At 38.7% G+C, this 25,417-nt stretch carries 19 protein-coding genes; 10 read left to right on the top strand and 9 right to left on the bottom strand.

Annotated elements, in window-relative coordinates; all coding sequences use genetic code 11:
* Positions 1–23 precede the first annotated feature (23 nt).
* The 7 genes from secY to QMN76_RS04695 all read left to right on the top strand — a co-directional run bounded on the left by secY (position 24) and on the right by QMN76_RS04695 (position 5,976).
* Entirely contained in the window at positions 24–1,373 is a 1,350-nt protein-coding gene (gene secY, locus QMN76_RS04725; protein ID WP_034335819.1) for a preprotein translocase subunit SecY, read from the top strand.
* A complete protein-coding gene (locus QMN76_RS04720) occupies positions 1,370–2,032 on the top strand; it encodes an adenylate kinase (RefSeq protein ID WP_282023633.1) in 663 nt (220 codons plus the stop codon). Before secY ends, QMN76_RS04720 begins: the two co-directional genes overlap by 4 nt.
* A gap of 192 nt (positions 2,033–2,224) precedes the next feature.
* On the top strand, positions 2,225–2,602 hold the full coding sequence (gene rpsM, locus QMN76_RS04715; RefSeq protein ID WP_034335826.1) for a 30S ribosomal protein S13: 378 nt from the start codon (positions 2,225–2,227) through the stop codon (positions 2,600–2,602).
* 52 nt (positions 2,603–2,654) lie between these two features.
* Complete coding sequence (gene rpsK, locus QMN76_RS04710) at positions 2,655–3,047, top strand: 30S ribosomal protein S11 (protein ID WP_034335829.1); 393 nt, start codon at positions 2,655–2,657, stop codon at positions 3,045–3,047.
* A 117-nt stretch (positions 3,048–3,164) separates the two neighbouring features.
* On the top strand, positions 3,165–4,184 hold the full coding sequence (locus tag QMN76_RS04705) for a DNA-directed RNA polymerase subunit alpha (RefSeq protein WP_034335832.1): 1,020 nt from the start codon (positions 3,165–3,167) through the stop codon (positions 4,182–4,184).
* Between the two features lie 30 nt (positions 4,185–4,214).
* Positions 4,215–4,640 carry a 50S ribosomal protein L17 gene (gene rplQ / locus QMN76_RS04700; protein WP_034335835.1) on the top strand — a complete coding sequence of 142 codons (426 nt, stop codon included), beginning with the start codon at positions 4,215–4,217 and terminating at the stop codon, positions 4,638–4,640.
* A 160-nt stretch (positions 4,641–4,800) separates the two neighbouring features.
* Complete coding sequence (locus tag QMN76_RS04695) at positions 4,801–5,976, top strand: MFS transporter (protein WP_282023634.1); 1,176 nt, start codon at positions 4,801–4,803, stop codon at positions 5,974–5,976.
* 46 nt (positions 5,977–6,022) lie between these two features.
* Here the strand turns inward: QMN76_RS04695 and QMN76_RS04690 are convergent, their stop codons facing one another.
* Genes QMN76_RS04690 through QMN76_RS04675 form a run of 4 tightly spaced genes read right to left on the bottom strand, consistent with a single transcriptional unit; the run spans position 6,023 to position 15,227 of the window.
* Positions 6,023–7,522, bottom strand: coding sequence for an efflux transporter outer membrane subunit (locus QMN76_RS04690; protein ID WP_282023890.1), 1,500 nt, complete (start codon positions 7,520–7,522; stop codon positions 6,023–6,025).
* Between the two features lie 40 nt (positions 7,523–7,562).
* On the bottom strand, positions 7,563–10,847 hold the full coding sequence (locus tag QMN76_RS04685; protein WP_282023635.1) for an efflux RND transporter permease subunit: 3,285 nt from the start codon (positions 10,845–10,847) through the stop codon (positions 7,563–7,565).
* Entirely contained in the window at positions 10,844–13,999 is a 3,156-nt protein-coding gene (locus QMN76_RS04680) for an efflux RND transporter permease subunit (protein ID WP_282023636.1), read from the bottom strand. Before QMN76_RS04680 ends, QMN76_RS04685 begins: the two co-directional genes overlap by 4 nt.
* Positions 14,000–14,030: 31 nt before the next feature.
* Complete coding sequence (locus QMN76_RS04675; protein WP_282023637.1) at positions 14,031–15,227, bottom strand: efflux RND transporter periplasmic adaptor subunit; 1,197 nt, start codon at positions 15,225–15,227, stop codon at positions 14,031–14,033.
* Positions 15,228–15,524: 297 nt separating this feature from the next.
* Between QMN76_RS04675 and QMN76_RS04670 the strand changes: the two genes are divergently transcribed.
* The 3 genes from QMN76_RS04670 (at position 15,525) to QMN76_RS04660 (ending at position 17,822) form a co-directional block, all read left to right on the top strand.
* Positions 15,525–15,929 (top strand): ElaB/YgaM/YqjD family protein, encoded by a 405-nt coding sequence (locus tag QMN76_RS04670; RefSeq protein ID WP_051461747.1) that lies wholly within the window; start codon positions 15,525–15,527, stop codon positions 15,927–15,929.
* A 163-nt stretch (positions 15,930–16,092) separates the two neighbouring features.
* Positions 16,093–16,725: a ribonuclease HII gene (locus QMN76_RS04665; protein WP_034335848.1), complete on the top strand. Its 633-nt coding sequence runs from the start codon at positions 16,093–16,095 to the stop codon at positions 16,723–16,725.
* Complete coding sequence (locus tag QMN76_RS04660) at positions 16,722–17,822, top strand: site-specific DNA-methyltransferase (RefSeq protein ID WP_282023638.1); 1,101 nt, start codon at positions 16,722–16,724, stop codon at positions 17,820–17,822. Before QMN76_RS04665 ends, QMN76_RS04660 begins: the two co-directional genes overlap by 4 nt.
* Positions 17,823–17,837: 15 nt before the next feature.
* On the opposite strand, the gene QMN76_RS04655 is transcribed toward QMN76_RS04660, so the two are convergent.
* The 5 genes from QMN76_RS04655 to QMN76_RS04635 all read right to left on the bottom strand — a co-directional run bounded on the left by QMN76_RS04655 (position 17,838) and on the right by QMN76_RS04635 (position 25,361).
* Positions 17,838–18,422, bottom strand: coding sequence for a hypothetical protein (locus QMN76_RS04655; RefSeq protein WP_051461748.1), 585 nt, complete (start codon positions 18,420–18,422; stop codon positions 17,838–17,840).
* Positions 18,423–18,506: 84 nt separating this feature from the next.
* Positions 18,507–20,603 carry a VWA domain-containing protein gene (locus QMN76_RS04650; protein ID WP_282023639.1) on the bottom strand — a complete coding sequence of 699 codons (2,097 nt, stop codon included), beginning with the start codon at positions 20,601–20,603 and terminating at the stop codon, positions 18,507–18,509.
* Positions 20,603–23,335 carry a DUF4159 domain-containing protein gene (locus QMN76_RS04645; RefSeq protein ID WP_282023640.1) on the bottom strand — a complete coding sequence of 911 codons (2,733 nt, stop codon included), beginning with the start codon at positions 23,333–23,335 and terminating at the stop codon, positions 20,603–20,605. The genes QMN76_RS04650 and QMN76_RS04645 overlap by 1 nt, the downstream gene beginning before the upstream one ends.
* The gene (locus tag QMN76_RS04640; RefSeq protein ID WP_282065768.1) at positions 23,332–24,327 is read right to left on the bottom strand and encodes a DUF58 domain-containing protein; all 996 of its coding nucleotides are present in this window, start codon (positions 24,325–24,327) and stop codon (positions 23,332–23,334) included. The genes QMN76_RS04645 and QMN76_RS04640 overlap by 4 nt, the downstream gene beginning before the upstream one ends.
* Positions 24,327–25,361, bottom strand: a complete 1,035-nt coding sequence (locus QMN76_RS04635; RefSeq protein ID WP_034335860.1) for an AAA family ATPase — start codon at positions 25,359–25,361, stop codon at positions 24,327–24,329. The genes QMN76_RS04640 and QMN76_RS04635 overlap by 1 nt, the downstream gene beginning before the upstream one ends.
* Positions 25,362–25,417: the final 56 nt, after the last annotated feature.

The following is a 25,417-nucleotide window of genomic DNA, read 5'->3' as shown; positions in this document are numbered from 1 at the left end:
GTTTTTTCTGAAAGGATAAGATTATGGCCTCTATGGCCGAGCAATTAGCATCTAGTATTAATGTCAGTGCTTTTTCTAAGGCGACTGAATTAAAAAAACGCATTTGGTTTACCTTAGGGGCTTTGATTATTTACCGTTTAGGTACGTATATTCCTGTCCCAGGTGTTGATGCGGCTATTATGGCTCAATTACTTGCCAAACATCAAGGCGGTATTTTGGGTATGTTTGATATGTTTAGTGGCGGTGCGCTTGGCCGTATGACTATTTTTGCCCTGAACATTATGCCTTATATTAGTGCGTCAATCATTATTCAATTAATGTCTTCGGCGATGCCTTCTTTGGAAGCTTTAAAAAAAGAAGGTGAACAAGGGCGTAAAAAGCTTAACCAATATACGCGTTATTTAACAGTTTTTATTGCACTATTCCAAGCATATGGGATTGCGGTTGGACTCGGGAGTATGAGTACTCCTGCAGGTAACGCAGTTATTCATCCAGGTCTATTCTTTACAGCGACATGTGTAATTACACTTGTTGGTGGGACGATGTTTTTGATGTGGCTGGGTGAGCAAATTACTGCCCGTGGGGTAGGAAATGGTATTTCGTTAATTATTTTTGCTGGTATTGTTGCTAATTTACCAACTGCTTTAGCAAGCTTATTTAATTTGGGTTATACTGGGGCCTTATCGCCTATATTTGTAGTTATTTTCCTAGTTTTAGCGGCTATTACTATTGCTTTCATTGTATTTATGGAACAAGCACAAAGGCGTGTTGTTATCCAGTACCCTAAAAGACAAGTAGGACAACGCCAATATGGTGGGGATTCTACACATATGCCACTTAAGGTAAATACAGCAGGAGTAATCCCTCCAATTTTTGCATCTTCCGTTTTGTTAATACCTGTAACGATTTCTGGATTTTTATCAAGCGATTCAACACCAGGTTGGTTGGCGATTGTTGGACAGGAATTTAGTCAAGGGCGTTTTCTGTATATGTTGTTTTATGCAGCAATGATTGTGTTCTTTTCTTTTTTCTATGCGGCGGTCAGTTTCAATCCGAAAGAAACTGCTGATAACCTACGAAAACAAGGTGGTTTTATTCCTGGGATTCGTCCCGGTGCGAATACAGCAACTTATTTTGATACGATTTTAACCCGATTAACGACGATTGGTGCTTTATACTTGGTCGCAGTTTGTTTGCTGCCACAATTTTTAATCAATCACTATAATGTTCCTTTCTATTTTGGTGGAACGAGTTTGATTATTATTGTGTCTGTGACAATTGATACTGTTACACAAGTGCAATCTCATCTAGTTGCACATCAGTATCAAGGCTTATTGCGTAAGTCACGTGGCGGTAAAGGGAAAAAGCGATGAAATTAGTTTTTTTAGGCCCACCAGGTGCTGGTAAAGGTACACAATCGCAACATCTTGCTAAAGAATACAAAATCGCTCAAATTTCAACAGGTGATATGTTGCGTGCTGAAGTGAAAGCAGAATCTGATATTGGCAAGCTTGCGAAGAAAATTATGGATAATGGTGAGCTAGTCCCAGATGATTTGATCGTATCTATGATTCAAAAAAGAATCCAAGTCGATGATTGTAAGAATGGATTTATTCTTGATGGTTTTCCACGTAGTTTGGGGCAGGCCGAAGCATTAGATACAATGTTTGCCTCGCAAAATATGCAGCTAGATGCCGTGCTTTCTTTGGAAGTTGATGAGGAAGTCTTGGCAGAGCGTATATCTGGTCGTTTTAGTTGTGCAAAATGTGGTGCTAGCTATCACAAGTTGTTTAAGCAGCCAAAAGTGGATAAAGTTTGTGATAGTTGTGGTTCTACTGAATTCGTGTCTAGAGCTGACGATAATAAGGAAACAGTCTTAGCAAGATTGGAAACATATCGTAAACAAACTGCGCCATTATTACCATACTATCAGAAAAAAAACTGTTTATATGCGATTAATGGTATGAAAAGCGTGGATGAGGTCACAAAAGACATTGACCAAGTCTTAAAACAAATTAAATTAAGCAACTAGAATTCTTTATACAAAATAAATTTTTTGTGTTGCGGTATTGACTCTAAGGGCAGGAAGGTTATATTGCTGCCTTTATAGGTATTTTAGGTGTTAGCTTTCTCTATATTTATAAACACGCTATGTGTTTTATTTAGGAGCTAATTATTAAAGAAATAAGCCTGATTTTTTTAGGTTAATTGAGGAGTAACAGGCGTGGCGCGTATTGCCGGCGTAAACATCCCGACAAATAAACGGGTAGCAATTGGTCTGCGTTATATTTATGGCATTGGGCCTACAAAAGCGCAGGAAATTTGTAATAAACTTTCAATTCCTGACGAACGCAGAGTAAACGAACTTTCAGATGATGAAATTTTGAAAATTCGTGAGTTAATTGATAGTGAATATCAAGTTGAAGGTGATCTTCGTCGTGAAGTAGCGATGAATATTAAACGTCTAATGGATTTAGGATGCTACCGTGGCTTGCGTCACCGTCGTGGTTTACCTGTAAGAGGGCAAAGAACCCATACCAACGCGCGTACGCGTAAGGGTAAGGCTGTTGCTATTGCTGGTAAGAAAAAAGCAACACGTTAGTCCCTAGGTTGGTTTTTATTTTTTGTAACTAAACAACAGGATAAAAAAAGTCATGGCGAAACCCGCCGCTCCGCGTCTTAAAAGAAAAGAACGCAAAAACATTATTTCCGGCGTAGCACATGTTTTGTCTACGTTTAATAATACAATGATTACCATCTCTGATGTTCAAGGAAATGCTATTTCTTGGTCATCAGCAGGTGCACAAGGCTTTAAAGGTTCTCGTAAATCTACACCTTATGCAGCACAAATGGCTGCAGAAGATGCTGGAAAAAAAGCACGTGAACATGGTATGGAAACGCTTGAAATTGAAGTTTCAGGTCCAGGATCAGGGCGTGAAAGTGCACTTCGTGCATTACAGGCTGTTGGTTTTACCGTAACTTCTATTCGGGATACAACCCCAGTACCACATAACGGATGTCGTCCTCGTAAACGACGTCGCGTTTAGTTCGTTCCTTTTGTTACTTTATCTAGTATTTAGAAAAGTAATCAGAGATTAATCCTAATCTTTTGGTTAGGATTTTGTCGCCTCTATGGCAAAATTCTGGATTGAAAGGCCACCACCTTGGTCCTCCAAAAAAACTGGCAGTCTCTTATAAAACCAGAGAAGCTAGAAGTCGAACCGGGCTCGGCGTCATCTAATGTGGCGACCGTGGTGGCGGAGCCACTTGAACGTGGCTTCGGCATGACGCTCGGCAATGCGCTTCGGCGGATACTTCTTTCTTCCCTTCAAGGAGCAGCCGTTACAGCACTTCGTATTGATGGTGTTCTTCATGAATTCTCATCTGTAAATGGTGTTCGTGAAGATGTTACTGACATTGTGTTGAACGTAAAACAACTTGCGATTCGTATGCACAGTGAAGGTCCAAAACGTATGATTCTATCTGCAGTTGGACCTGGACAAGTGACAGCAGGGCAAATTCAAACGGATCATGATATTGAAATCATGAACCCAGATTTAGTAATTTGTACTCTTGATGATGGTGTTAAGTTGGGTATGGAATTTACCGTTTCTATGGGTAAAGGCTATGTTCCAGCGGCAGCAAATCGTCAGGAAGATGCTCCAATCGGCATGATTCCTATTGATGCAATTTATTCTCCAGTTCGTCGTGTTTCCTATAAAGTGGAACCAACACGTGTCGGTCAGGTTACTGACTTCGACAAATTGTTGTTAACATTGGAAACAGATGGTTCTGTAACTCCTGAAAATGCGGTTGCTTTAGCAGCTCGTATTTTACAAGATCAGTTACAGCTCTTTATTAATTTCGATGAACCAAAACCTGTTCAAGCTGAAGAACCTCAAGAAGATCTTCCATTCAATCGTAATTTATTGCGTAAAGTTGATGAACTTGAACTTTCAGTTCGTAGTGCAAATTGCTTGAAAAACGATAATATCGTCTATATTGGTGATTTAGTTCAAAGAACTGAACAGGAAATGTTGCGTACTCCTAACTTTGGACGTAAATCATTGAATGAGATTAAAGAAGTTCTTACTTCAATGGGATTATCTTTAGGGATGAATGTGCCTGCATGGCCACCTGAAAATATTGAAGAGTTAGCAAAACGGCTTGATGAGCTGTTTTAGCATTGTGAATAAAAAAGGATAGTATAAATTATGCGTCACGGTATGTCTGGCCGTAAGCTTGGTGTTACAACGTCTCATCGTAAAGCGATGTTTCGTAACATGGCTGTTGCCTTGATCAAGCACGAACAAATTACAACAACTTTGCCAAAAGCCAAAGAATTGCGCCCAGTTGTTGAAAAATTGGTTACTCTTGGTAAACGTGGTGATTTACATGCACGTAGACAGGCATTCGCTTTATTGCGTGATGAAACCATTGTTTCTAAATTATTCTCTACCATTGCTGACCGTTACAAAGCTCGTCAAGGCGGATATATTCGCGTACTTAAAGCGGGCGTTCGTTATGGTGATGCAGCAAATATGTCTGTAATTGAATTCGTAGAACGCGATGTTAATGCAAAAGGTTTAGACAGTGGTCCAAAACCTGAAGTTGAAGATGCAGACGATTTCGCTGCTTAATTTAACTGCTTTCTAATAGATTTTTAAAAAGAGATAGGAATTTTCCTATCTCTTTTTTTGTATATACTTGTATTCATCGAAAATAACTGAATATTATCAAGTAAATAAATATTAATATTTTTGTGCAACAGAGAATTTTTTATAATAAAAGGATATCATTATGCCATTGGCAATATGGGCATTAGCAATGATGACGTTTGGTATAGGAATTACTGAATTCTCTATATCTGGGTTATTGCCATTTATAGCGCATGATTTTTCAATTTCTATTGATAATGCAGGATATGCAGCAACGATTTATGCATTGGGTGTATTTCTATTTACTCCTGTTATTATTATTTTAGGTGCAAAAGTGCCGCAAAAAAAAATGCTATTATTGTTAGTAGGATTTTTCATTGTTGGTAACTTAATTACTGCTTGGTCTCCTTATTTTTTCGTAACACTTATTGGTCGTTTTATTACATCATTCGCGCATGGTGCTTTTATTGGGATTGGGTCTTTAATTGCTGTGGAACTGTGTAAGGGAAGGGAAACTTCTGCAATCTCTTTTATGTTTAGTGGTTTGACACTTTCTACATTGATTGGAACGCCTTTAGTTACCTATTTAGGGTATAAGATATCATGGCATTTCGTTTTTTATATGATTACATTTATTGGAATTGTAGCATTTATAGCAGTTGCTAAATTAGTTCCAGCTGAAATCAAAAGAGAAGACGAGCCTGAATTCCATTTATTAAAAGAGCTTGCAGTTTTTAAAGATCCTGATGTGTTGATTGCAATGGCTATTACGGTTCTGGGGCCAGGTGCTTTTTTTACATCAATTACGTATATAGCTCCTGTTATAACCAAAGTTGCTGGATTTCATGATACGGCAGTGCCATGGATTTTATTTGTATTTGGTTTAGGGCTTTGTATTGGAAATATTATGGGTGGGAAACTTGCACGTAGATCATTGATGCCTGTGTTGTTATCTAGTCTTATATTGCAAGCAATCATGTTGTTTGTTTTATATTTTATGGCAGCTAATGCTGTTATTCTAGTATTAAGTATCTTTTTAATTGCGGCTTTTGGTTTTGCAACAGTATCACCGATTCAACATTTGGTAATGACTAAGGCACGTAAAGCAGGTGCCGCTAATTTGATTTCATCCTTTAATATTGGTATGTTTAATCTAGGAAATGCTTTGGGAGCGTGGATAGGTGGTGTGGTTATTGCACATCAATTTGGATATGCATCTCCAAATTTTGCCGGAGGTTTATTATCGATTGCTGCCTTTGTGCTAGCATTAATTTCTTATCTAAGAGGCAAAAGAGAAACTAAGTTAGCTATTGCTTGAGAAATAAGTTTTCAACCTTCTGAGTAAGAAGGTTGAAATTGAAGGACTAATTAGGATTTTTCTGCATAAAAGAAGGCACAAAAGGAAGATTGGATGTTAATGAAGATTTACTTGGTAAGCGTTTATCATTCCATCCTCCACCCAAATTTTGTATTAACAGCACGCTATCAACCATACGTTGCTGTTGGATCCCTAAGGCTGTTTGTTGGTTACTAAGAGACGTAATTTGTTGGGTAACGACTGTTGTATAATCTTGGGTCCCAACTTTATATTGGTTAAGGGCAATTTGTGCTGTTTGATTGGCAAGACTTACAGCTTGTTGCTGTTCAATATATTGCTGTTCCAAGATTCTTAGGTTAGAAAGTTGATCTTCTACGCCTTGTATGGCCTCTAGGACTGTTTGGCGATAAGTTGCAACAGACATATCATATTGTGCTTCGGCTTGTTTAACCAATGATGTTCTTGAGCCCCCATCAAAAAGGGTTTCAGAGGCAGATGCCCCCAAAGACCAAATTCGATTTGCAACTTGGATTAAGCTACCTACAGGGGTGCCACTATAACTTAAACTGGCACTTAGGGTAACATCAGGATAGAAAGCTGCAATAGCAGCACCGATCTGAGCATTTTGCTCTTCCATTGCTCTTTCAGCCGAGGCTATATCTGGTCTACGTTGTAAAAGGGTTGCTGGGACTTCTACAGGAATAGCTGGTACCGTAAAGCTGAGACTGCCACGGGGAATAGAAAGCTCAGCAGGTGGTTTACCAATTAAAATAGCAATAGCATGTTCATATTGTGCACGTGCTATACCTGCTTGGGTTAGTTGTGCTTTGGTTTGTTGTAATTGTGTTTTAGCTTGCAAAAGAGCAGTGGGTTCGATTGTTCCTGCATTATGTTGGTTCTGTGTAACACGTAAAGAGGCTTCATAAAAATCAATGTTTTTTTGCAAAAGATCCATTAGGGAATCTTGGTAGCGTAAGTTGAAATAAGTTTGTGCCAATTGGCTTTGATAAGAGAGGCGTGCATTAGCAAGATCAGCAGCACTGGCTTGAGCAGCAGCAACTTGGCTTTGTGTATTTCGCCTGATTTTCCCCCATAAATCCAAGTCCCAGCTGGCTGCTGTTTGTAAGGCATAAGTATTTTTTGTTTGTCCTTTGGCATAACTGATATTCCCTCCGCTGCCGATACCTGTTGCCCCACCACCATTACCTTGACGGTTAAAGCTTGGCCCGATGCTTAGGGTTGGGAAAAAACCGGCTCTTACTTGATCAATCATTGCACGTGCATTGCGATAAGAAGCCTCAGCTTGCTTAAGATTTTGGTTTGAAATATCAATCTGTTCTTCTAGTTGATTTAGCAAAGGATCATTATAAAGTTTCCACCATTCGCCTTTTTCAGCAGAGGCTAAGTTTGGATCTGCCTTAACCCATCCTGTAACTGGTTGAAGCTCTTTAAAATGAGGAGAAGTAATCGCAGAAGGTCGGTGATAGTTTGGACCAGCCATACAACTGCTTAGGGACAATAAATAAACTGTAGAAATAGTTTTCAAAAAACGATTTTTAGTAAAAGGAGGAAACGAAAAAAATACGTTATACACGTTGTTGCCCTTTGTGAGATGAGAAGAAACGTTTAAATGGTCGCCATTTACCCAGCCTATCCATATAAAGATAAATTACGGGTGTGGTGTATAAGGTAAGTGCTTGGCTCATAATTAACCCCCCAACAATAGCTATTCCCAATGGTTGACGAATTTCGCTGGCATATCCCGTTGCAATGATCAGAGGAACACTTCCAAAAGCTGCTGCGATAGTAGTCATCATAATCGGGCGAAAGCGTAATTTACAAGCTAAGATAATAGCGTCTTTTGCAGGCATATTATCCATTTTTTCAGCATTAATAGCGAAATCAACCAGTAAAATCGCATTCTTTTTGACAATACCAATCAAAAGAATAATACCGATCAAAGCTATAACCGTAAATTCTTGACCGAAGAAATCTAGTGCTAATAAAGCTCCAACGCCAGCAGAGGGTAAAGTCGAAAGAATAGTAATAGGATGAATATAACTTTCATACAAAATACCGAGGGTGACATAAACTGCAAGAATAGCAGCAAGGATTAAAACCAGACTGTTACTGTTACTTTGTTGAAACTGAGCAGCGTTACCAGCAAAGCTGCCTGAGATATTTTTAGGTAGATGAATTTTAACGGTTTCAGATTTAATCAGCTGAACGGCATCGCTGAGCGATTTACCTTTGACAAGGTTAAAGGATATGGTTGCAGATACAAATAAACCTTGATGATTAACACTTAATGAAGTTAAAGCAGGTTTTTTATGACTGACAATAGATAAAGGCACCATCGTTTGACTGGTGGTAGAGACCGCAGATCCATTCGATGCTCCATTTCCACCAGCCAGTTGATTGGCAATTTGGTTTTTAAAGTTTTGTTGGTTAACTTGATCTTCTAGACTAAGGCTGCTCGGGTTTGAAACACGTATAGTATTAGAGGTTGCGCCGCCTCCTGCCGTTCCACCAGAAATACTGACCCATGTTTGTTTTAAAATATTCGAATTTTCTGAATATTTAGGGTCAACCTCCATAATAACGCGGTATTGATTAAGCGGGTTATAAATAACCGATGCAGCTCTTTGGCCAAAAGCATCATAAAGCGTATTAGAAATCAATTGAGGGGTAATTTGAAGGCGAGGGGCAGTATCTCTGAGAATATCAACATCAATTGCTTCACCGCCTTGTTGTACATCAGAGGAAACATCTCTGAGAATATCAGGATGTTTTTGTAAGGCACTGACGAGTTTAGGGGTCCAGTCATATAAATTTTTAGAAGAGTCACTTTCCAATGTATATTGATATTCTGCATTGCTGGAACGCCCTCCAGAGCGAACCATGCCAGGAATCGTCATATAAAATTTTGCACCGACCAAATTATTAAGTTTTTTAGAAATACGAGCAACAGTTTCTTGAATTGAATTGTTACGATCGCCCTTATCAATTAACTGAATAAACATACTGCCTTGGTTGACGGCTCTTCCCCCTGTAAAAGCGGAAATAGATTGTACATCTTTGTCAGAGACAATAATATTTTGGACTTCAATAATTTTCTTTCTCATATTTTGAAAGGAAATAGATTGATCTCCTTGTAAGTGACAGATTAGCAGCCCTGTATCTTGCTCTGGAAAAAAACCTTTTGGCATAGTGATAAAGAGAAAGACCATAAGGATAATCGTCGCAGGGATAGACAGGACGACTAGTACAGGATGTTTTAAGGCGGTCTTTAAAGTATCTTGGTAAAAATAGCTAAGCCCATTTAAAAATGCTTCGCATCCATGGCTTAGTTTTTCAGTGAATGTTGGTGTTGAGTTTTTCTTTTTAGATGATGGGCGTGATAAAATATACGCACACATCATAGGGGTTAATGTCAAAGATAAAAGCAAAGAGGCCAATAAAGCGATTGATAAAGTCATTGCGAATTCATGAAATAATCTTCCGACCATACCTCCCATAAAGAGAATAGGTAAAAAGACTGCAATCAAAGAAACTGTGATTGAGATAACCGTAAAAGAAATTTCTTTTGCACCGTAAAGGGCAGCTTTTTTTGGGGATAAGCCTGCTTCTATATGACGGTTGATATTCTCTAAAACAACAATCGCATCATCCACAACAAATCCCGTGGAAATCGTCAGTGCCATCAAAGAAAAATTATTTAAAGAATAGCCTAATAATTTCATCATACCAAAGGTGGCAATGATAGATGTTGGCACGACAATGGCGGGGATAATTAAAGAGCGTAGATCTCTTAAAAAGAATAATACAACAATGACAACTAACACCACAGACAGAATCAATGTCATCTGTGTATCTGCTAATGATGCACGAATGGTTAAAGAACGATCAATGGCAACATGAATATTAATATCTGGTGAGGATGACGCTTGAATTTGAGGAAGCCTGGCGTTAATCGCATCAGTTGTGTCAATTATATTTGCCCCAGCTTGTGGAAAGATAACGGCAATAATTGAGGGTTCATTATTATAGAATCCAGCATTATGAATATCTTCAACACTATCCGTGATAGTAGCGACATTTTTCAACATCACAGGGGCGTTGTTACGATATGCAATAACGATGCTTTTATAATCATCGGCCTTAGGAGCTTGATCATTTGTGGCAATTTCAAAGCGTTTATTGCCTTCATCAATAAACCCTTTTGGGGTATGTGCATTTGTAGAGGCAAGGGCAGCCCTGACATCTTCAAAGCCAATACCATATTTAAATAGAGGAAAAGGATTTAAATCAATTCGAACAGCGGGTAAAGAGCTGCCACCAATTTCAACTTGTCCAACACCTTCAACAGCTGAAATTTGTTGTTGTAAAACATTAGTAGTGTAGTCATAAAGCTGTGCAAGTGTTTTAGTTTTAGAAGTAATCGCAATAATCATAATCGGTGCAGCCGCAGGATTCATCTTGAAATAAGATGGATTAGACCGCATCGAGGTTGGTAAATCGGCTCTGGCAGCTTGCAAAGCGGCTTGGACATCGCGCGCCGCGCTATTAACATCACGGGACAGATCAAATTGCATAATAATTCTGACCTGTCCCTGAGTGGATTGCGAGGTCATTTCATTCGTGCCAGGTATTTGTCCTAGTCTTTTCTCCAAAGGGGCTGCAATAGAGGATGCAATTTGTTCTGGTGTTCCTCCTGCTTGTTGAGCTCTGATCATAATCACAGGCATATCAACATTAGGTAAGTCTGCAATAGGTAATAACCGATACCCCAAGATCCCGCTTAATAATAACGCAATCGTTAGTAAAATAGTACCAATGGGACGTTTAATAAAAAGCTTGGAAATATTCATTGCCCAGCTTTCTGCGAAGAATGTTTTTGCCGATAGCGTGATAGGCTGCGTTTACGCAGCCATAGACTGATCCGTTCCATGTATAAATAAACTACGGGAATGGTAAATAAGGTTAAGAGTTGACTGGCGACCAATCCCCAAAAGATACATACCCCCAAAGGGTGACGTAATTCTGATCCCGTGCCTGTACCAAGCATCATCGGAACTGCGGCAAACATTGCGGCCAAAGTTGTCATTAAAATTGGGCGAAAACGCAGTAATGCTGCTTGATGAATGGCTTCTAAAGGAGATTTTTTTTCAACTCTTTCTGCTTCTAGGGCAAAGTCGATCATCATAATGGCATTCTTTTTAACAATACCAATAAGCAGCACAATACCAATAATTCCCATAATATCGAGGTTACTGCCATCTATCCACAATGCAAATAACGCCCCAATAGCAGCAGAAGGCAGGGTGGAAAGAATAGTAATAGGATGGATAAAGCTTTCGTATAAAATTCCCAGCACGATATAAACAGCGACTACAGCAGCGATAATTAAAAATAGTTCATTACTTAGGCTTTTTTCAAAAGCTGATGCTATCCCTTGAAAGTTGGTAACGAAACTTTTGGGTAGGTTAAGCTCTTTTTCTGCTTGGGTAATAGCTCTTGTTGCCTCTCCTAAAGATGCGTGATTAGCAACGTTAAATGAAATGGTTGTAGCAGGGAATTGCTTGTAATGTGTCAACAATAAAGGTGCTGTTGAGTATTCAACCCTGGTAACCCCAAGTAATGGGACCAAACCAGCAGTTGGATTTCGTGTTGGGCCACTGGTGCTGGTAGAGCCACCACTAATCCCAGGAAGATATAGTTGACTTAAGGATTTAATTTGTTTTTGGAATTTTGGTTCCGATTCAAGAATAATCCTGTATTGATTGGACTGAGTATAAATTGTAGAAATCTGACGCTGGCCAAATGAATCATAGAGAACATTATCAATAGTTTGAGGTGTGATAGAGTATCTTGCTCCGGTGGTACGGTCTAAGAGAACGTTGGCAACCAGACCTTCTGATTGAAGATCAGAGGTAATATCTGTTAAAATAGGGTTTTGTTTGAGTTTTTCAACAATACGAGGAACCCATACTTTAAATTGGTCATAATCGGGGTTCTCTAGTAGAAATTGATATTGTGTGGCACTAAAGGATGTTTCAAGAGATAAATCTTGAACAGGTTGAAGATAAAGTTGTGTACCAATGACTTGGTGTGCAGCTAGACTAATTCTTTTAGAGATCTCTTCGGCGGTAGCAGAGCGCTTACTGCGTTCTTTTAAATTGACTAAAAAACGTCCCTGATTGATGGTCATGTTTTGTCCATCAATTCCTATAAAAGAGGAAAGACTGACAACATCAGGGTCTTTTAAAATAACATTTGCCAGCTCTTGTTGTTTTTTAGATACAATCTGCAAAGAAGACGTCTGTGACATTACAGACATTCCTTGCAAGATGCCATTATCTTGAACTGGGAAAAATCCTTTGGGGATATAATAAGCTAAAATAAAAGTCAGGAATAAAGTACAAATAGTAACAGTTAAAGTAGCAGGTTGATGGCGAAAAACAAATTGCAATCCACGATCATAAAGGGCAATTGTCTTGTGAATCAAACGGTCAAAGAATGTGTCTTTTTGATGAACTTCGTGTTGTTCTTTTAACATACGTGCGCATAACATCGGCACAAGGGTCAAGGAGACAATTGCAGAGATCATGATAGTTACAGATAAAGTGACTGCAAATTCATAAAATAACCGTCCAATAACATCTCCCATGAACAGTAAAGGGATTAAAACTGCAATGAGTGAAATGGTCAAAGAAATAATAGTAAATCCAATTTCAGCAGATCCTTTAAGAGCTGCGGTCATTCGATCTTCACCCATTTCAATATAACGGCTGATATTTTCAATCATAACGATGGCATCATCTACAACAAACCCAGTTGCAATGGTTAATGCCATTAAGGATAAGTTATCCAGTGAAAATCCCAGCAAATACATAATAGCCAAGGTTCCGATTAAGGATAAAGGCACAGAAAGACTAGGGATGATGGTAGCAGGAATATTTTTTAAAAAAATGAAAATAACCCCAATAACCAAGAGCACAGCCAGAAACAATTCTAATTTTACATCGTGAATAGAAGCCCGAATGGTTATTGTACGATCTGTTAATGGAATAATAGAGATTCCAGTAGGTAAAGAGTTTTCTAGTTGTGGCAGAATAGCTTTGATATTATCAACCACATTAACAACATTAGCACTCGGTTGGCGTTGCACATTTAAAATTAAGGCAGGGGTTTTATTCGCCCATGCTTGCAGTTGAGTGTTTTCTGGCCCTTGTACAACTGTTGCCACGTCTCTTAGACGAATGGGTCCACCATTACTATAGGCAATAATTTGATTTAAGAGTTGCTCTGGGCTTTTAATTTGTCCATTGACTTGTAAGGTAATGGAACGTTGTGGGCCGTCGAAATTCCCTGTGGGTGAATTGACATTAACATTGCCGATAGTTGTACGCACACTGTCCAAATCAATACCATAGGATGTTAATTTGGGAATATTCATCTGCACGCGAATGGCTTTGCGTTGACCACCTGACAGGGTAACCAAACCTACGCCAGAGATTTGACTTATTTTAGCTGCTAACCTTGTGTTGACGTAATCTTCGACCTCGGTCAAAGGGAGCGTTGAGGACGTGATGCCTAGGGTAAAAATAGGTGTATCTGCAGGGTTGACCTTGGCGTAAATAGGGGGTGTTGGTAGATCAGAAGGGAGTAAAGAATTGGCTTGGTTAATTCCCTCTTGCACTTCTTGTGAAGCAACATCCATGGACATGTTCAAATTAAAACGCAGAGTAATAACGGATGCACCTCCAGAAGATTGAGAGGTCATTTCATCCAAGCCTGGTATTTTCCCCAGCTGTGTTTCCAAAGGGGCAGTGACAGAAGTCATCATAACCTCTGAGCTAGCACCTGGATAAAACGTCGAAACTACAATTGTTGGATAATCTACCTGAGGCAAAGCAGATAAAGGTAAAAAACGGTAGCCTAATATTCCACAAATCAGAATAGCAAGCATGAGCAAAGTTGTTGCTACGGGGCGCAGAATAAAAAGGCGTGAAGGATTCATCAGAATTATCCAAACTTAACGAGTAATAAAATTATTGAGGATCTTGGGGAATGGTTACTTTTGCACCGTTACGCAGCTGATCAATGCCGTCTGTAACGACTTTATCATTTAATTTTAACCCAGTTTCAATAACAGTATATTCTCCGTCATTATATCCTGTTTTAATATTTTGCAGCTTGACTGTAGAATTATCCTGAACGGTATAGACAAAAGACCCATCAGGTCCTGTTTGAATAGCATTATTCGGCACGGTTAGCACGTTATGAAGGGTTTCTACTAAAATATGTGCATTTACAAATTGATTGGGGAATAATTCCCAATTAGCATTTGGGAAAATTGCACGCATCCTTACTGTGCCTGTTGAAGTATCAATTTGACTATCAATAACGCTGGTCTTCCCATCGGCAAGTTTGGTTGTGTTATCGCTATTCCATGCTTCTACAGAGAGTTCAGGTTGTTTTTTTAAAGCATCTAATACCATACTTAGTTTATTTTCTGGTACAGTTAAAATAACAGAAATAGGGGTCATTTGCGTTAAAATAGCAATTCCATTACTTTGACCCTCGGTTACATAATTTCCAGCATCAACTTGCCTAATTCCAATTCGTCCATCGGCAGATGCGCGAATATGAGAATACATAATATTCAACTCTTGTTGCTTGATTAAGGCTTCATCAGCTTTGATTTGTCCCTCAAGTTGGGCAACTTTATATTGTTGATCCTGAGCAGTCATGGGGGCGATGCTATTTTGTTTTAATAGCTGTTGATAGCGTGCATTATCAAGTTTGGCTTGTTTAAGTAATGCTTGGTCTGCTTTTAATGTACCTTCATATTGTGCTTTTAGCGCTTCATATGGACGAGGATCAATCAAAGCAAGTAAATCGCCTTTTTTAACTTTTTGTCCCTCTGTAAAATAAACATCTTGTAAGTATCCAGATGTTCTGGCTGGAACGGTAATATTGGCAATGGGGATGACGGTACCGAGTTCAGTAAAAATAACGGGGATATCTGTATTTTTTGCTACCGCTATGGCAACAGGTTTGGGCAGAGCCTCTATTTTTTTCTCTGAGCTTGAAAAGGCAGAGTGAATAAAACGATATCCAATAACCAAAATAATAAGCAAAATAATCAGTAATAAAATTCTTTTAATCCATCGATAATGACGAGGAGGAGCGGATATTGAAGTTTCTGAGTGATGATCATTTTGTGATGAGTTGGTCGGCGTCATTAATTTTACGATCTTTTAAAAGAGGTTTATTAAAATTATATTTTAATCGAGTGTATTTTAAAGGCTTATTTGCATAAAAATAATGATTTTTTTATGACAGAGCTTACATAAAAACCAATAAATCATAATTTTGCTTAAAGATATAGTGTTTGGCGAAGATAAAGAACAGTGTTTTATATATTTTTCTATTGAAAATTAAGGATTTTATGGATTGAGTATGGACTTTGTTAAAGAGTGTTGCCATAATTAAAGTATCGAAGATATATCTAACGTTTTTTTTAAGAGGAATGTCTTATTATGAGTAAAGATCTAAAAGATACAGTTAAAGAAGTCAGTGACAAAGTTGATACTGCTATTGACCAAGGAAAAGACACATTAAAAGATACAGCTGATAAGGCAAAAGATAGTTTGCATGATTTTAAAAACGATGCCAAGGACAGTTACCACGATCTTAAAAATGATGCCAAAGATAGCTTTCATGATTTAAAAAATAAAGCAAATGATCATTTTTCTGGTTTTCAAGGTAAAGCTGAAGATTTTGCTGCTACTGCCGAAGATGAATTTAACCGTTTATATGGCGATGAAGGAAAATTAGAATCTATGGTTAATTTTGTGCGTGATCGTCCATTTCTTTCTTTGGGTGTTGCAGCGTTAGTAGGTATAGTTTTAACGAAGATGATCAGATGTTGTGGTCATAAATAACCTAATTTTATCAAACTATCTATTATATACGATTTAAATATATAAGTAGCTATTTTTCTTTTTTTAAGAAAAATAGCTTTTTTTTATTTTCCCTCTATTTTTTTGCGACTCGTTGAGTATATTATGGTTTTATTAAAAACCGATACAGAGTATTCAAGCACAAATGCACTATGCAATTGAAATAGCAGGCGTTGATGAGGTGGGCGTTGGATGTATTGCGGGCCCTGTTGTGGCCGCAGCAGTAATGTTCCAAGGTCTTATACCGAAAGAGTTACGATGCCGTTTAGATGATTCAAAAAAAGTAAAAATAGCTTTGAGAGAGCAAATTTTTATGCAACTTATGAACTTGCCCCAAACTTACATTGGGATTGCAGCTGCCTCTGTTGCTGAAATTTTAGTATTGAATATTAAAAAAGCCGCAGGTTTGGCTATGCAAAGAGCTGTTCATAAACTCTCTTTATCGCCTAAACTTGTGCTAGTTGATGGGAATTCCTCTCCTGATTTTGGATGTATGGCGCAACCGATTATCAAAGGGGATGGATTATCTTTTTCTATTGCAGCAGCTTCTATTGTTGCCAAAGTTATTCGTGATCGTTTAATGGCGCGATTATCCAAAAAATGGCCTGCTTATGGTTGGGATAAAAATGTTGGTTATCCAACGGTTTTTCATCGTCAAGCTTTGAAAGAGTATGGATGTTCTCCACATCATCGCCAAGGCTTTATTACTGTAAAACAGCTTTCTTTTCAAATGAATTTTCTAAATAAAAAGGCGGCATTCGTGTCGAAAATGTTATGAGTGGTGCTGTCATGTTAGATCTTCCTTTGGATCAAGTGGTCAAAGGGGAGTGCGTTCAGGTAATGAAAAAGCTGCCATCGGCATCGATTGATTGTATTTTTGCTGATCCACCTTACAATTTACAGCTGCAAGGCGAGTTGCGTCGACCTGATGATACTGTAGTTGACGGGGTAACTGAGGAGTGGGATAAGTTCCAAAGCTTTGGAACTTATGATCAATTTTGCAGGGATTGGTTAAAGGAATGTCATCGTTTATTACGTAAAGATGGAACGATTTGGGTCATTGGTTCTTATCATAATATTTTTCGTATTGGTACAATTCTACAAGATCTTGGCTTTTGGATTTTAAATGATATTATTTGGCGCAAATCAAACCCTATGCCCAATTTTAAAGGGCGTCGTTTTACAAATGCTCATGAAACTTTAATTTGGGCAGCCAAAGGTGCAGATAGTAAATATCGCTTTAATTATCAGGCGATGAAAACGCTGAATGACGATCTTCAAATGCGTTCAGACTGGTTTTTACCTTTATGTACAGGGAATGAACGTCTTCGTAATGAGCATGGATTGAAACTTCATCCTACACAAAAACCTGAAAGCCTTTTATATCGAGTGCTTTTGTCTTCGACGAATATTGACGATGTTATCTTAGATCCTTTTGCAGGGACAGGAACGACATTAGCTGTAGCAAAACGTCTGCAACGCCGTTTTATAGGAATAGAGCGTCACCCTGACTATTTAAAGGCTATTAAAGCTCGTCTTGAAACAGAAACGCCACTTCCTGTAAAAGATATTAAACTTTCGCCTACAAAACGTGAAATTCCAAGAGTACCGTTTGGGAATTTGATAGAGCAAGGCTATATTCAACCAGGAACAGTGTTAATGGATCGGCAAAGACGTGTTTTCGCAACAATAACTTCTGATAGTACAATTGTTAGCGGAAATAATAGAGGTTCTATCCATAAAATAGGCGCTGTAGTAACGAATGCACCATCTTGTAATGGATGGACGTTCTGGCATTTCGAACAAGATGGTGCTTTACACGCATTGGATGTGTTGCGCACCAAATATAACCAAGTTATGGAAAGTAAAAATTAATTTTTAGGGTTTAAATTATTTGTTTTGGAATCCTAAGAATCCAACTTCTGGCTTAGGAATTCCGCTGTTTTGAAGATGAGATCCCGAACCATTTACAGCAGTCAACGTGCCGTGTTTATTTTTACCTTTAACTGACATTTTTGCCTTACCATTTTTAACAGTAACACCTGAGGCTTCAGTTGATACGCTGGAAAGTTGTTGAGGCGAATTATTATATCCACGCATAGATAACAGTAAGAATGTAATTCGATCTCTGTTAAGATCAACAGACATTTCTAGTGGTGTTTGTCCTAAAATATTCTCAGCATATAAATCAGCCCCTCTACCCACTGCATCTTGAGCTAGGCGAAGATTGCCAGTGTTGATGGCATCAAACAAAGCTTGGGTTGGGTTTTTATCTTTATTTCCTGGATTTGCATTATCATCCCCATCTTCATCATCAGAATTTTGTTGTTTGGGTTGATGTTGTTGATGTTTGTTGTTTTGTGCATGGGGATGCCCTGTGACGGTTTGTGCATTTGCAGGTGCAAACAACATTGTCATACAGGCAGATCCTAGCAATAAGGAGAAGAGAGGCAATAAACGAGGTTGAGAAGTCATGATGCTAATTCCCATGGCATTACAATCGATCCTAGACAGTAGTTTTTTCTTTGTATCAAATCAAGTCCTAATCTGATGGTTGGTTTAAGAAAAACTTTCTTTATACCATGCCATAAAAATGCTTCCCAATCCAAGTATTAAGGCCAACCATGGCGATAAAATATGGTGAATAGATTGCTTTGTTGATGTATAAGTGACACGTTCTGGGAATTCCATAGAGCTTGCAGTATTACTGGCTTTGTCTTTTTTTACAATTTTAATTCCAGGAACTTTTAATTGATTGGGTTCATCTCCTAACCAATAAATACGTCCATAATTATCTAATAAGGGCGCAAGCTTCTGCCCAGTAACCGCCAATTCTGTCATTTCTATAGGATCAGTGGATTGAGAGGCAGCATAAGCCGTTAAATTACCGTTGGTTATTTTCCACAAACCCTCTTCTTTGGTGGAAAGCGTTGCGGTGGCTTTACCATTTTGGTGCATGATTAGCTGAATAGGCTGCAAAGTTCCTGAGGGGGAAGTTACTGTAAACTCTTTATTGCCCACATCATTTTCGAGTGTATGAAGCTCAATAGTAAGTTTTTGATCTTTAATAAAAGCACTAAGCCTTTCCTCTTCTAGTTCAGGCTCTTTCATTAACCAATGAGATAACCTACGTAACAATTCGGCCTGAGGACCATTTTGATTAGTTCCTTTTGACCACAACCAGATTTGATCGGATAAAAGTAATGCAATACGACCTTTATCTACATGATTCAAAATCAGTAAAGGTGATTGATTTGGGGCCTGCATTAAAATTTGGCCTTTGGTATGGTTGGCTTTGAGGTGTCTAAACCATGACCCCCATTGTGTATTATTTCTATCTAGATCGTGGGTAATAGGATGTTTTTTACCTAACTCTGTTAATTCGGGTTTAAATTCTTGATTGATTACGTCTTTTGATGAGGAAACCGTGGCGGGCAATATAGAACGTAAAGGAGAGTTTTGTAAAGAGAACTGGCTTGCATATTCAGGCCCAGCAATCAGTAAAAGACCACCACCATTTTTTACATAATTTGCAATAGAGGCAATATAATAAGGTGGTAAAGCAAAGCGATTTTCAAAATTATCTAAAATAATCAAATCAAACTGGTCGATTTTTTGCATGAAAAGCTCATTAATAGGAAAAGGTATTAATGCAAGCTCTGAATCAGGGATATTTTCATTTTGCTCACCTGACCGTAAAATCGTAAAATGTACTAAATCTACAGAAGGATCAGATTTTAGTAAGCTTCTCCATGTGCGTTCTCCTTGGTTTGGAGAGCTGGAAACTAATAACACTCTTAATTTATCGCGGATACCATTAATATAAAGTGTTTGATGATTATTGATTGCTGTAATTTCATCCTTGAGCGGAGAAACAGAAAGTCCGATAAGATTTTTCCCAGTATGCATGACAGGTACAGTAATTGTTTCTGGCTTACCAACGGGAACCTCCATTGTAATAGGTTGTTTGTCCTCTTGTACAATGGTTAAATGAGCAGATTTCTCATGGGCATCACCTGTATCGTTAACTTGAAGTTGAATCTTGGCCTCTTTACCAACAATTGTATAAGCAGGTGCATGGATAATTTTAAGATTACGGTCTGTTTGCTCTTTGGAGGCAGGTAATAATGCATATAAAGGAATAGTTTTTTTATTAGGTAGCGTTAGGAATTTGGGGAACTCTTTGGGGACATCATGCACCTGCCCATCTGTAATTAAGACGATCCCTCCTAATTGAGAGGCTGGGATTTCATTCGTTGCTTTTTGTAGTGCTTGAAAAAGCTGTGTGCCTTGTTGGGAAATATTATGCAAATTAATAATTTTCACACGTGTATTGGCAGGGATTTTATCTTGTAATTGCTGTAATGCTTGATTAGCAATTTCGGTGCGTTTTCCAATTGACATAGATTCAGATTGATCCATGACCATTAAAATCGTTTGAGGTAAAATTTCGCGGTGATTTTTTAAAATAATAGGCCCTGCTAGCCACACCAAAAAAACTAATAAAGCAATAAAACGCCAAATTAATCCCTTGTAAGATTGGTTAAAAAGACTGAAAGCCAATACAAGAACACAAGCAATCGCCAGGGCAATAATTCCCCAGACAGGCAATAATGGATCAAAATGAAGGTTCAATGAGGAAAGAGATTGAAACATTATTGTTGTTTTCCTAATTGCTTTAGCAAAGCAGAAACATGGACTTGATCGGCTTTATAACTGCCTGTTAAGGCGTACATGACCAGATTTAAACCAAAACGAAAACTCAAATTGCGCTGTTCCTCGGTATTGGGGAAAATGGGATAAGTATGGGATGCATCTGGGTTAACAGCCCAAGCATGTGCCCAATCATTTTCTCCAACGATGACAGAACTTACACCATCATTGACCAAAGGATTACTTTGCGCGATCCAAACAGGCATAGCATTATAACGTCCAGGAAATTCATGTAAAATATAAAAAGTTCTACTGAGAAGGTCTTTGTCTGATAAACGTGATAATGCAGGGATTTTTAGACCTTCAGTTGCAATTTTCAGGGCTTGTGATGTGCCAGAGGCTTCTCCTGCAAATTGATCCGCATGCGATGGTTCAATGGACGAATTGGAATCATGGCCTTGTGTATCTAAAACCAATAATCCACCATGAGCAATATAATCATTTAGCGCATCATTACGTTGTGGATTAGGCTGAATATCCGCTGTAATAGGCCAATAGAGAATAGGGTAAAAGGCCAGATTATCTTTGCTTGGATCAACCTCTTGTGGGCTGGCTAATTGTAAAGAAGTTCTTTCATTGATAAATTTAGATAGACCTTCAAGTCCTTGCTTTGAAGCAGCATTAATTGTTGGATCCGAAGTATGAATATAAGCCAATCTGGTATGCAGGGCTGCATCAGGAACAGATGAGGGGGTTTGTGCAAACCCATGAAAGCTTAAACAGCACAAAGCAATGATTGTCATTGAGCTTGCTGCTGTGGTTTTTCTTAAATATCCTCGTAGAAATAAACTCACTAAAACATCAAGCAAGAACAAAGCAATACTGAGGACAATAAATAGGCTGCCCAGCGTATAAGATAAAGACACAGTTCCTAAATTGATGACCTTACCAATAGGAGCTGAAGCTTTTAAATCAGGTATATGCTCTCCCAGATTAAAAGCAACAGTTGTGCCGTTATTTCCATATAATCCAGGAGGATGTTCGGGGGAAATGGTTGCTTTTTGCAATGCTTCAAAAGAAAGTGCTTTGGCATAAGGCGTAGGAGCTTGTAACGATCCATTGCCATTTAACATTAAGATTGGATTTAATATTTCTCCTGCTTGTGTAGATTGCACGCCAAAAGAGATTTGAATTAGACGATTTAACATATCTTCAAACAGGCTAGATAAAGGTAACGAAGACCAATCTGGTGTGCTATTCGTATGAAATAATATAACCTGTCCTTTACCAGTCGAGCGGTGGGTAACCAAAGGCGTTCCATCCTCTAGCTTCGCCCATACATATTGATCATTATCAAGAGCAGGTTTAACTAGAACTTGTTTACTAATGGTGACATCCTTAGGGATGTTCAGTCCATTAAATGGAGATTCTTTGGGAAAAGGCGCGATTTTTTGGGGTTTTTCCCACGTCATAGCACCGCCAAGTTCTCTGGCTCCTTGTAACATAGGCAAGGGGATTAAAAGTGTTTCTTGTTGATTCAAAGCACTGCCTGCCAAAATGTCTCCAGAAAAACGGATCAACATGCCTCCTTTTTCTACCCATTGTTGCAGTTCTTTTTCAGTTTTGGGATCGGAAAAAACAGTATCTGGGGCAACAAGCACGGATAAAGGTTGCGTTAGTAATTCGTGAACAGAACCTTCTTTTATTTCTCCAAGCGGCTCCAAGGCTTTCTTAAGGTAATATAAAGACCCCGTGAACGGTGTGTTGGTATTATTTGAGCTAGAAATAAAGCCGATAATATGTTTACGATCACGCTCATCAAGTAGATAAATACTGCCAGCCCCAGTATGATTGGCAATTTGTATGTAATCGATTTTATTACGTGCTTCTAAGGGCAAAGTAAATTCAATATCGGCCTTGGTTGTATGTGCTGGTATGATCTTTTTGATCGTTGTGATTAATTCACCCTGTTGCGTAAAAGCTTGCATGGTCATTTCTTGAGGAAGCGCTTGGGATAGGAGCGTAATGGATTGCTTGAACCCATTTTGAGTCTGTGTATTTTTCGTTAACAAGATCGGCGATAAATTTCCCTCTTGAGGGCGTATTTCATAAAGATTAGAGTTTTTTGTTATGATTTTTTGAAACAGTTGATCCTGAGGATGTTCAATTCCATCTGTAAGATAATAGATCGTTTTATAATGGGATGCGTTTTGAATAAGGTCAGCAGCTTTTTGATGATCAACAGACCAAGGCATTGGATGTAAAGGGTTAAATTGCACTGAAGAGCTGGTGTTGGCGGATAATGGTTTAATGATTAGTGCGTTATTTTGTTCATCATGAGCTGTTAATAACAAATGCACAGGTGTATTTTTTTGTTGAGCCTGCGTTAAAATTTGTGACGCATTATTTAAAAAATGTTGCCATTGAGGTGCCGAAGCCCATCCGTTATCAATTATTAATAAAATAGGTTCTTTGGAATGTTGGATCGATAAATCCTTGGATGGAAATACAGGTCTTGCCAGCCCAAAAATAAGTAACGCTACAGCAAGCAATCGCATTAGTATTAACCACCAAGGCGCATGAACTGATTCTTGAACTTTGGTTTGTAATTGATGTAACAATCGAATAGGTGGGAAAGATTGGGCTTTGGGACGAGGTGGGGTTGCTCGTAAAAAGAACCAAATTAAAGGAAGTAATAAAAGTGCGAATAAGAGGTAGGGGCTAAGAAAGATCATGTTAATCTTGGGTTGGTTTTATTTGATAAAATATTCCATGCTTGCAATAAAGTTTGAGCAGCATGTTGATCAGAGAAATCATACAATAAGGGAATACCTGCATTTTGGCTGAGATTTTTAAGCTTTTTTTGATGCTCAGCCCATAACGTTTCGTAATCACTTGAGGATTGTGCATTATTGGATAAAATCAATCCTTCTTCGCCCTCCAACCCCCTAAATTCAATACGCCCTTTGAAGGGAAGTGTTTTTTCGGCAGGGTCAGCGACTAGTATTAACAAAAGATGGCTGGGACGCTCGGCCATTTTCTTCAAGAAGTTCGCAAGTTGATCATAAGGGTATAAAAAATCGCTGATTAATACCGTCCAAGCATGTGGTGAAACTTGCTCTGGCATTGGAAAAGGGCTGGTAGAGGAAAAACTGTTAGATTGTGTTAACTGCTCCGCAAGTGGGTAAAGCTGGTGCGTGCCTCGAAAGCCATTAATTTGCTGATTGGGCAGTAATAATCTGACACGTTCTCCACCATTAAGTAATAAAGAACTCAGGGTTAATCCCAATAAAAAAGCTCTGTTTTGTTTGGTAGGTAAATCTTGCCTGGATCGCCAATGCATAGATCCTGATACATCACACCATAAATATAAAGTTTGAGTATTTTCTTCTTCTGTTTCTTTGACATAGGCTTTATTACTTTGGGCAGATTTGCGCCAATCAATCGTTTGAATTGATTCCCCAGGTAAAGCATGACGATATTGCCAAAATTGGCTGCCTTGCCCAGCACGTTTACAGCCATGACTGCCTGCAAGAACACTTCGGGCAATTTTATGAGAAGCCAATAATAAATCAGGTAAAGTATGTGCTAAATGTTCGGACGAGGGAACAATAGACGTAAGGGAGGGCTCATGCGATTGCTGTGCAGAAGCAAGAGGCGATCTTTGCGATTTTTTATTAGACTTTATTTGTAAAATTTGCGACCACCAAGAGCGCTCCACCATCATTAAATCGCTTTTTGCAAAAGAGTTTGGATAATATCATTCAACTGTATATTCTCTGCCCTGGCTGCAAATGTGAGTGCAATACGATGCCTTAAAACAGCAGGGGCTAATGCGACCAGATCTTCGTGATTAGGTGCTAAACGTCCATCAAGTAAGGCACGAGCACGTAATAATAAGACCAAAGCCTGAGCAGCTCTGGATCCTGGGCCCCAAGCAATATTTTGTTGAATAAAGGGATCATCACTGGTTTCTGGGCGAGCGTTACGTACTAGATTAAGAATACTATTAACTAAATTTTCACCAATGGGTAAGCGTCTGACCAAAGATTGTGTTTTGATTAACATTTCTGGGGTCATAACTTGTTGTGCTTGAGTTTCGTGATCTCCTGTGGTTGCCAATAACATGGCTTTTTCAGTTTGTTGATCAGGGTAACCCAAGTTTACTTGCACCATGAAGCGATCTAATTGTGCTTCGGGTAGAGGATAGGTGCCTTCTTGCTCAATTGGATTTTGTGTTGCCAATACATGAAATGGTTTTGGTAAAGAATAATCTTTGCCAGCAATAGATATATATTTTTCTTGCATAGCCTGAAGCAAAGCAGATTGGGTTCTGGGGCTGGCACGGTTAATTTCATCAGCCATTAAAAGCTGACAAAATACAGGGCCAGGAACAAAGCGAAAACTGCGTTTGCCTTCAGAATCTTCGTCTAAGATTTCACTTCCTGTGATATCCGCAGGCATGAGGTCGGGTGTAAATTGAACGCGTTTGGCAGATAACCCCATTACCGTTGCCAAAGTGCTGACCAATTTGGTTTTGCCAAGACCAGGTGCACCCACTAATAAAGCATGTCCTCCACTTAAAACACTGGCGAGGATTTGCTTTATTTCTTCTTGTTGTCCGAAAATAACGCGGCTTGTTTCGGTAATGATATTGGCTAGATGTGGAGCCAACTCATCTGCCAGCTGTATATCATCAGAGGTAAGGGGAAGGTGCTCGGCATTCATAGAATTATTGTCTAAAGAGGTCATGTGCATCATAAAGGGTTAAGATTGAAGATAAAAGTATAACAAAGATCTACTCGGTTGCAGTATAA

It is taken from the genome of Commensalibacter papalotli (ex Botero et al. 2024) (genome assembly GCF_947179115.1).
Taxonomy (GTDB): domain Bacteria; phylum Pseudomonadota; class Alphaproteobacteria; order Acetobacterales; family Acetobacteraceae; genus Commensalibacter; species Commensalibacter papalotli.
This window is presented reverse-complemented; position numbering and strand designations above follow the sequence as displayed.